8 protein-coding genes are annotated in these 8,778 nt (G+C 71.3%); 1 reads left to right on the top strand and 7 read right to left on the bottom strand.

All coding sequences use genetic code 11. The annotated features are described in order from the left end of the window. Window positions 1-188 precede the first annotated feature (188 nt). From KME77_RS12975 to KME77_RS13000, 6 genes are all read right to left on the bottom strand, one after another. Window positions 189-833, bottom strand: coding sequence for a DUF4118 domain-containing protein (locus KME77_RS12975; RefSeq protein WP_219466334.1), 645 nt, complete (start codon window positions 831-833; stop codon window positions 189-191). A 45-nt stretch (window positions 834-878) separates the two neighbouring features. Next, on the bottom strand, window positions 879-1,676 hold the full coding sequence (locus tag KME77_RS12980; protein ID WP_219466337.1) for a potassium-transporting ATPase subunit C: 798 nt from the start codon (window positions 1,674-1,676) through the stop codon (window positions 879-881). Further along, a complete protein-coding gene (kdpB, locus tag KME77_RS12985; protein WP_219466341.1) occupies window positions 1,677-3,782 on the bottom strand; it encodes a potassium-transporting ATPase subunit KdpB in 2,106 nt (701 codons plus the stop codon). It lies immediately after the preceding gene. Window position 3,783: 1 nt separating this feature from the next. After that, the gene (gene kdpA, locus KME77_RS12990) at window positions 3,784-5,445 is read right to left on the bottom strand and encodes a potassium-transporting ATPase subunit KdpA (protein WP_219466342.1); all 1,662 of its coding nucleotides are present in this window, start codon (window positions 5,443-5,445) and stop codon (window positions 3,784-3,786) included. Then, complete coding sequence (locus KME77_RS12995) at window positions 5,445-5,534, bottom strand: K(+)-transporting ATPase subunit F (protein WP_219466343.1); 90 nt, start codon at window positions 5,532-5,534, stop codon at window positions 5,445-5,447. The genes kdpA and KME77_RS12995 overlap by 1 nt, the downstream gene beginning before the upstream one ends. Before the next feature lie 241 nt (window positions 5,535-5,775). Continuing rightward, entirely contained in the window at window positions 5,776-6,381 is a 606-nt protein-coding gene (locus KME77_RS13000; protein ID WP_219466344.1) for a VOC family protein, read from the bottom strand. A gap of 308 nt (window positions 6,382-6,689) precedes the next feature. Here KME77_RS13000 and ppk2 point away from each other — a divergent pair, with 308 nt between their 5' ends. Continuing rightward, window positions 6,690-7,580, top strand: a complete 891-nt coding sequence (gene ppk2, locus KME77_RS13005) for a polyphosphate kinase 2 (protein WP_246609669.1) — start codon at window positions 6,690-6,692, stop codon at window positions 7,578-7,580. A 12-nt stretch (window positions 7,581-7,592) separates the two neighbouring features. On the opposite strand, the gene KME77_RS13010 is transcribed toward ppk2, so the two are convergent. Continuing rightward, the coding region (locus KME77_RS13010) for a tetratricopeptide repeat protein (protein WP_219466345.1) at window positions 7,593-8,778 on the bottom strand (1,186 nt) is incomplete at its 5' end.

Below are 8,778 nucleotides of genomic sequence, written 5' to 3' on the forward strand. Positions count from 1 at the left end.
GCGAGAGCCGGGTGGCCGGCTCGAGTGTGGCGGCGAGCCGCTCGGCCAGCGCGGGGGCCTCCTCACCGCCGGCCGACGCGGCGACCGCGAGCTCGCGGCGAAGGTGGTCGACATATGGTCCAAGGTCCATGACGTCATGGTGCCATCGTGGTGACGCCATTGCAAGCGGGGATGACGTCACTCTGGCGTCACGAAGACGTCGCCACTGGTAGCGTGAGGATCATGGTGAGACCTCCGCCCGGGGTCTCCTCCGGGACGAGGGCGCCGCCCATCGCCTCGGCCAGGCCGCGCGACAGGGCCAGGTCGCGCGACGGGCCGAGGTCGTCCACGGCACGCGGGACGATCTCCTCCAGCGCGACCGGCCGCGGGCTCACGCCTAGCACCCCGGCCTGCAGACGGCTCATGTCGAGCAGGTTGGCCACCAGCGGGCGGGCCCGCTCGGCCGCCTCCTGAAGGCGCTCATGGCGCAGTGCGACGGCGGCCTCGGCGGCGAAGGCCTCCAGCACCGTACGGTCGGCGGCCTCCAGCGGCCCGCCCCGGGCGGCCTCGCGGGTGCGGCGGGCCGCGATGTCCACGATCGTGCTCACCGCGGCCGCCACCAGGACGAACACCACCAGCGCGAACAGGCTCTCCGGGTCGGAGATGGTGAACGCGCCGACCGGCGGGGTGAAGTACCAGTTGAGCAGCAGCGACCCGCCCACCGCCGCGGTGACGGCCGGCCACGTGCCGCCCGCCAGCGCCACGCCGACGGTCAGGCAGAGGAAGAGCAGGATCTCGCTCGGCAGCGACAGCACCTCCCGGAACGGCACGAGCGCGGCGGTCAGCGCGGGCATCCCGGCGACCGCGAGCGCCCAGCCGGTCAGGCGCCGCCCCTCACCTCAGCCCCTGTCGAGGGCGAGGTTGAGTTCGAGCACGTCGACGGCGGGTTCGCCGATGAAGCCGAGCGCCCGGCCCGTGGTGTGCTCGCCGATCAGCGCCCTCACCCGGCCGAGGGCCAGGCCGCGCTCCCTGGCGACGCGGGGCGCCTGGAGGTCGGCGTAGGTGACGGAGATGTGCGGGTCGAGGCCGGACCCGCCGGCCGTCACCGCGTCGGCGGGCACCTGGACGGCGGTCACGTTCCCCCGGACGGGCACGGTCCGGCCGGCCGCGTGGTCCTCGCCGGGCCGCGCGCACTCCACCTCCAGGCCCTCGTACGAGGTGACGAAGGGCACGGCCGGGCAGGCCTGGTTGACGCTGACGGCGCGGCCGGGGAAGACCTTGAGCACCGCGCCGATCCCGTCCGGGGTGCAGTACGGGCGGGCGCCGCTGACGCCCTCCAGCTCGCCGACGGCCAGGGAGCGGGCGCACACCTGGGTGAGCAGCGACTTCCTGGCGGGCGTGTCGATCACGTCCTCGGGGCCCAGGTTGCTCGCCCCGGTCGCGGTGGGGTCGTGGTCGCCGGCCGACGGCCGGGACTGGAAGTACTTCCTGACCGGGGCGCCGTCCTTGCCGGTGAACGACTGGCCGACGAGGGCGCTGCCGTGGCCGGTCATCGAGCCGTTGGCCTTGTCGCTGAACAGCGCCTGGGCGACGCCGGTGGTGAGCAGCGGGTAGACGAGGCCGAGCAGCACGGTCAGGACGGCGACCGCCCGGAGCGCGGTGAGGTGCCGGCGGATCCAGCTGGGCAGGTGTTCCATTTATGACATCCCCGGGAGGAACTGGACGATCAGGTCGATGAGCTTGATGCCGATGAACGGCGCGACGATGCCGCCCAGGCCGTAGACGTACAGGTTGCGGCTCAGCAGTTTCGCGGCGCTGGAGGGCCGGTAGCGCACGCCCCGCAGGGCCAGCGGGATCAGCGCCACGATGATCAGTGCGTTGAAGATCACCGCTGAGAGGACGGCGGACTGCGGGCTTGCCAGGCGCATGACGTTGAGCGTGTCCAGGCCCGGGTAGACCGCCGCGAACATCGCCGGGATGATCGCGAAGTACTTCGCGACGTCGTTGGCGATCGAGAACGTGGTCAGCGCCCCGCGCGTGATCAGGAGCTGCTTGCCGATCTCGACGATCTCGATGAGCTTGGTCGGGTCGGAGTCGAGGTCGACCATGTTGCCGGCCTCCTTGGCGGCCGACGTGCCGGTGTTCATGGCCACGCCGACGTCCGACTGGGCCAGCGCGGGGGCGTCGTTGGTGCCGTCGCCGGTCATCGCCACCAGCCGGCCGCCCTCCTGCTCCTTCCTGATCAGGGCCAGCTTGTCCTCCGGGGTGGCCTCGGCCAGGAAGTCGTCCACCCCGGCCTCGTCGGCGATGGCCCTGGCGGTCAGCGGGTTGTCGCCGGTGATCATCACGGTGCGGATGCCCATGCGGCGCATCGCGGCGAAGCGCTCGCGCATGCCCTGCTTGACCACGTCCTTGAGGTGGATCACGCCGAGGACCCGGCCCTTCTCGGCGACCACGAGCGGGGTGCCGCCGGAGGCGGAGATGCCGTCCACGATATGGCCGACCTCGTCAGCGGGGTGGCCGCCGGCCTCGCGCACCCACGTCATGACGGCCGTCGCGGCGCCCTTGCGGATCTGCCGATCGCCCAGGTCGACGCCGGACATGCGGGTCCGCGCGGTGAACCGCACCCACCGCGCGCCGTGGACCTCGCGCTCGCGCAGGCCGTACCGCTGCTTGGCGAACACGACGATCGAGCGGCCCTCGGGGGTCTCGTCGGCCAGGCTGGACAGTTGCGCCGCCTCGGCCAGGTCCTGTTCCCCGACCCCGGCGACGGGGACGAACCCGGCCGCCTGGCGGTTGCCCAGCGTGATGGTGCCGGTCTTGTCCAGCAGCAGCGTGGAGACGTCCCCGGCGGCCTCCACCGCGCGGCCCGACATCGCCAGCACGTTGCGCTGCACCAGGCGGTCCATGCCGGCGATGCCGATCGCGCTCAGCAGCGCGCCGATCGTGGTCGGGATCAGGCACACCAGCAGCGAGACCAGCACGACGCCGGTGACGCCGTCGCCGGTCAGCGCGAGCGAGTCGGGCCCGCCCGGGTTGACGGACCTGGAGTAGATCGCCAGCGGCTGCATGGTCGCGGTGGCGACCAGGAAGATGACCGTCAGTGCGGCCAGCAGGATGTTGAGGGCGATCTCGTTCGGGGTCTTCTGCCGGTCGGCGCCCTCGACCAGGGCGATCATCCGGTCGATGAAGCTCTCGCCCGGCCTCTGGGTGATCTTCACGATGATCCGGTCGGACAGCACCCTGGTGCCGCCGGTGACCGCGCTGCGGTCGCCGCCGGACTCGCGGATGACCGGGGCGGACTCGCCGGTGATCGCCGACTCGTCCACCGAGGCGATGCCCTCCACCACGTCGCCGTCACCGGGGATGACCTCTCCGGCCTCGACCACGACGAGGTCGCCCTGCCGCAGGTCGGGCGCCGCGACGACGTCCCACTCGGCCGGGGCGCGGCTCGTGAGGCGGCGGGCCCGGGTGCCGGTCCTGGCCCTGCGCAAGGTGGCGGCCTGGGCCTTGCCCCGGCCCTCGGCCACCGCCTCGGCCAGGTTGGCGAACACGACGGTCAGCCACAGCCACACCACGACGGCCCAGGCGAACAGCGACGGGCCGAGCACGGCCAGCACGGTGGAGAAGGCCGCGCCGGCCTCCACGACGAGCATCACCGGGTTGCGCCGCAGGGTGACCGGGTTGAGCTTGCGCAGCGCGTCCGGCAGCGCGCGGATCAGCTGCCGGGGATCGAGCAGGCCGCCGCTCACGCGGCCGTCCGCCTTCTCCGGCGCCGGCCTTTCCCGTACGGGGGTCGACATGTCAGGACAGTCCTTCCGCGATGGGGCCGAGCGCGAGCGCCGGGAGGAAGGTGAGGGCGACCAGGACGACCGTCACGCCGACGACCAGGCCGACGAACTGCGGCCGGTGCGTCGGCAGCGTGCCCGCGCCCTCGGGGACGGGCGACCGGACGGCCAGCGACCCGGCCAGGGCCAGCACCAGGACGATCGGCAGGAACCGGCCGAGGACCATGCACAGGCCGAGCGCCACGTCGTACCAGGGGGTGTTGACGGTGAGGCCGGCGAAGGCGGAGCCGTTGTTGCCGGAGGCGCTGGTGAAGGCGTACAGCACCTCCGACAGGCCGTGCGGGCCGGAGTTCAGCATGCTCGCGCGCTGCCGCTCGGAGCCCATCGCGGCCGCGGTGCCGGCCAGGACCAGGACCGGGGTGACGAGGAAGTACAGGGAGGCGAGCTTGATCTCGCGGGGGCCGATCTTCTTGCCCAGGTACTCGGGGGTGCGGCCGACCATCAGCCCGGCCACGAACACCGTGATGACGGCCAGGACCAACATGCCGTACAGGCCCGAGCCGACCCCGCCCGGCGCGACCTCGCCGAGCATCATGTCGAACAGCGTCATCATGCCGCCGAACGGGGTGAACGAGTCGTGGAAGGAGTTCACCGCGCCGGTGCTGGTGAGCGTGGTCGCGGCGGCGAACGTGGCGGAGCCGGAGACCCCGAAGCGGACCTCCTTGCCCTCCATCGCCGCGCCCACGGCCTGCGGCACGGTGCCGCCGCCGGACAGCTCGAAGGCGTTGGTCAGCAGGACGCTGCCCAGCGCGATCACGCCCATCACGGCGAGGATCGCGTACCCCTGCCTGACCTGGCCGACCATCCGGCCGAACGTGCGCGTCAGCGCGAACGGGATCACCAGGAGCAGGAAGATCTCGAACCAGTTGGTCCAGGAGGTGGCGTTCTCGAAGGGGTGGGCGGAGTTGGCGTTGTAGAAGCCGCCGCCGTTGGTGCCCAGCTCCTTGATGACCTCCTGCGAGGCGACCGGGCCGCCGGTGATCGCCTGGGCGCCGCCGGTCAGCGTGGTGATCTCGTGCGGGCCGGACAGGTTCTGGATCACCCCGCCCGCGACCAGCACCAGCGCACCGACGAAGGCGATCGGCAGCAGGATCCGGATCGTGCCGCGGACCAGATCCACCCAGAAGTTGCCGATCGTGCCCGCCTTGTGCCGGGCGAACCCGCGCACCAGCGCGATCGCCACCGCCATGCCCACCGCGGCCGAGACGAAGTTCTGCACCGCCAGCGCGGCCATCTGGGTCAGATGGCCCATCGTGGACTCGCCCGAGTACGCCTGCCAGTTGGTGTTGGTGACGAAGCTGATCGCGGTGTTCCACGCGACGTGGTCGGTGACCGGCCCCATCCCGAGGCTGAGCGGCAGCTTGTCCTGCAGCCGCTGCACGCCGTACACGAACAGCACGGAGACCAGCGAGAACGCCAGCAGGGCGCGCGCGTACACGCCCCAGCTCTGCTCGGCGTCGGGGCGCACGCCGAGCAGCCGGTACAGGCCGCGCTCGGCGGCGTTGTGCCGGGGGGAGGTGTACACGCGGTGCATGTAGTCGCCGAACGGCCGGTGGACCACGGCGAGGGCGACGATCAGGGAGGCGACGAAGAGCAGCCCCGCGGCGGTCTCGCTCATCAGAACCGCTCCGGGAACAGCAGGGCCGCCACCATGAGGACCACCAGGGCCACGACGACCACGAGACCGGCGGCGTTGACGGCGCTCACAGGCGCTCCACCGCCCTCACGACCAGCCCGAGGACCACGAAGATCGCGATCGTCAGGGCGACGAAGACGACGTCGGCCATCTCCACTCCTCAATTCCGGAACATGTGCGTGCAGGGCACAGCAAAACTCCGAAATTGGGGCGTTTTTCCGTTCTTGACGGCTTTCCTACGCCGGGGGGCCGAATCTTGACGGCTTCCCTACACCGCTCCCGCTTCCCAGGGCGGTCAGGCTGTTCGCGGGCTCAGATCGGCGGCTCCGTCCCGGCCTGCTCGGCCAGCATGTACGTGGCGTACCAGGTGGGCCAGTCCGCGTCCGGCTCCCCGGTGCGCTTCTCGTGCTCGCCGTGGGCGGCCTCGGCCCGCCGCAGCGCCGCCGCCAGCTCCCCCACCGAGGTGTAGGCGGCCGGGGCGGGGTCCACCCGGCCGGGCAGCCGGGTGGTGATCTCCTGCAACCACCAGTTGTTGCCGTCAGGGTCCTGGAACGAGGCGCGCGAGCGGTAGGTGCCGCGTTCCGGGTCCAGGCCGGGGGCCCTGCCGCCGGGGCCGATGTGGTAGATCTCCTCCACCTCGACGCCCGCCGCGACCAGCGCGCGCCTGGCGGCCTCGATGTCGGAGACGACGACGTACGAGGTGGCCGAGCCGGGGGCGGCCGGGGTGAGGTTCTCCCCGAACTGCACCGAGCAGCCCGAGCCGGGCGGCGTGAGCTGCACCACCCACGGCGGGGTGGCGTCCAGCCGCCAGCCGATCCTGACGTAGAACTCCTTGGCCCGCTCGACGTCCGAGACGGGGACGACCACCACCTCGATCTTCTGGTCGAAGCTTCCGGGGCCTGCGTCTGTCGTGCTCATCATGCCCTCCCTGTCCGGACAGGCACCACGCCGATTGACGCCGTCAGTGTGATCCCACCGGCGACCGCTGGCAACCGGCCTTCTGCCGGCGGGCCTTCTGGGGATATATGAACATATGACGGTTTTGTTATTTTTTGTCTGTCAGGGATTCACGGTCTGTTCAACCCGAGCCCCTAACGTCTTCGACGACGCCAAGACGATGGGGCGGGCGATATAGGGCGGCGCGGGCGTACGGGGGGTATCTACCTGATCGTCCGCAATTCCACTGATCGGCGTTGACGGTACGAGACACGGGCAGGGCGATGGTCATGAACTATGTTTCGCTGCTGGACTCGACCCCCGGCTTGATCGTGGACGACAGCGACGACGACGATCCCGTCCTGCTGCGCCCCGACGGGACCCGGGTGGACACCTGGCGCGAGCACTACCCGTACCCCGAGCGCATGGATCGCCAGGAGTACGACCAGTCCAAGCGGCTGCTGCAGATCGAGCTGCTGAAACTCCAGTACTGGATCAAGGAGCACGGCGGGCGGCTGGTGATCCTCTTCGAGGGCCGCGACGCGGCCGGCAAGGGCGGCACGATCAAGCGCTTCATGGAGCACCTGAACCCGCGCGGCGCGACGGTGGTGGCCCTGGAGAAGCCGTCGGAACGCGAGCGCACCCAGTGGTACCTGCAGCGTTACGTCGCCCACCTGCCGGCGGCGGGGGAGATCGTGCTGTTCGACCGGTCCTGGTACACCCGGGCCGGGGTGGAGCGGGTGATGGGGTTCTGCACCGAGGCGGAGTGCGCGGAGTTCATGCTGCAGGCGCCGCAGTTCGAGCAGGCCCTGGTACGCGACGGCATCCACCTGGTCAAGCTGTGGTTCTCGGTGACGCGCTCGGAGCAGCGCACCCGGTTCATCATCCGGCAGGTGGACCCGGTGCGGCAGTGGAAGCTGTCGCCGATGGACCTGGCCTCGCTGGACAAGTGGGACGAGTACACCGTCGCCAAGGAGGAGATGTTCCACAGCACCGACATCCCCGAGGCGCCGTGGACGGTCATCAAGAGCAACGACAAGAAGCGGGGCAGGGTGGAGGCGATGCGGCACGTGCTGAACCTGTTCGACTACGACAACAAGAACCACGACGTGGTCGGCACCCCCGACCCGCTCATCGTCCGCTCCGCCGCCGACATCTACGACGAGGACCACACCACCTGAGCGGAGGCGGTGCTACCGGCGCCGGTTCGCCGCGAGGCGGGCGCGGGCCAGGACCAGCGCCACGGTCGCCGAGCCCTGCGCGTCGCCGGTCTCGGCCATGAGCCGCCGGGATCGTTCGGCGGCCTCGAGAGCCTCCCGCGGCCGTTCGTCGGCCAGCAGGATCTGACCTTTCAGATTCAGGCACCAGGCGAGTCCGTGACTGTCGTAGGCGGCCTCCGCCAGCAGGATCGCCTGCCGGCACGAGGTCCTCGCCTCGTCGAGGTCACCCAGGCGCAGCGCGCACCGGGAATAGCGCCGGCTGAGGTCACCCCGCACCCTCAGGTTGTTGTCGAGACCTTGGACGCAGGCCAGCGATTCGCGATACCGCTCGAGCGCCTCCGCGCGGCGTCCACTCCGCAGCAGCACCTCGGCGTGGTTGCGGAAAGCCAGCGCGCTGATGGCCGGCCGGCCGAGAGTGCCGGCGATCTCGATCGCCGCAAGGCTGCTTCCCTCGTCCACGTGGCCCCGGATGGACCGGGCGAAAGCCAGGCAGGCCAGGCTCTGGGCCTGTTCGACGGGGGCGTCCAGGCGCTCGAACTCCTCGGCGCACCGCGCGTAGAGACGCGCTGACTCATCCACCTGCCTGGTCAGGAGCAGCGCGGCGCGGGCGTACTCGGCCCTCCATTCGGCCAGGGCGTCCCCGGCCGACCGGGCCGCGTCGCGGAGCATGGCCATGGTCCGCAGCAGTTCCTCGAACCCGCCGAACGCCGCCAAGGTCGGGGCGACGAGGCCGGAGAGTCGTTCGGCCTTGGAGACGTGGCCGAAGCGGCACCCCTGCTCGATGACGCTGAGCAGGAGGGACCGTTGAGCGTGGACCCACCGTACGGAGTCGCCGGGCTCCACCGCGGGTACGGCCGTCACGTACGCCGGATGATGCTCGCGGGCCCGATCCAGCGGCAGACCCTCGAGTGACCAGGGCAGGTGCGGATACATCGACTCCGTGGCCGCGATCAGCGCGTCCAGCATCCTGTCCATGGACTCGCCGGAGGCTCGCGGGTCCTCGTGCGCCGCCAGTTCGCGCGCGTACAGGGCGACCAGATCGTGGGGACGGTAGCGGCAGTCGCCGCCGTCCGCGGAGACGACGGAGAGGAGCCCGGCCGCCGTCAGCTGTTCGGCCAGCCTCCGGGCGTCGGGCTCCGCGCCGCCCGCCACCCCCCCC

This window comes from Nonomuraea rhizosphaerae (assembly GCF_019396405.1).
Taxonomy (GTDB): domain Bacteria; phylum Actinomycetota; class Actinomycetes; order Streptosporangiales; family Streptosporangiaceae; genus Nonomuraea; species Nonomuraea rhizosphaerae.

Coding starts and splice junctions, on each gene's coding strand:
- KME77_RS13000 (WP_219466344.1), bottom strand. CDS start 6,381: ATGAGCACGACAGACGCAGGCCCCGGAAGCTTCGACCAGAAGATCGAG.
- KME77_RS12975 (WP_219466334.1), bottom strand. CDS start 833: ATGCCCGCGCTGACCGCCGCGCTCGTGCCGTTCCGGGAGGTGCTGTCG.
- kdpB (WP_219466341.1), bottom strand. CDS start 3,782: ATGTCGACCCCCGTACGGGAAAGGCCGGCGCCGGAGAAGGCGGACGGC.
- KME77_RS12980 (WP_219466337.1), bottom strand. CDS start 1,676: ATGGAACACCTGCCCAGCTGGATCCGCCGGCACCTCACCGCGCTCCGG.
- kdpA (WP_219466342.1), bottom strand. CDS start 5,445: ATGAGCGAGACCGCCGCGGGGCTGCTCTTCGTCGCCTCCCTGATCGTC.
- ppk2 (WP_246609669.1), top strand. CDS start 6,690: ATGAACTATGTTTCGCTGCTGGACTCGACCCCCGGCTTGATCGTGGAC.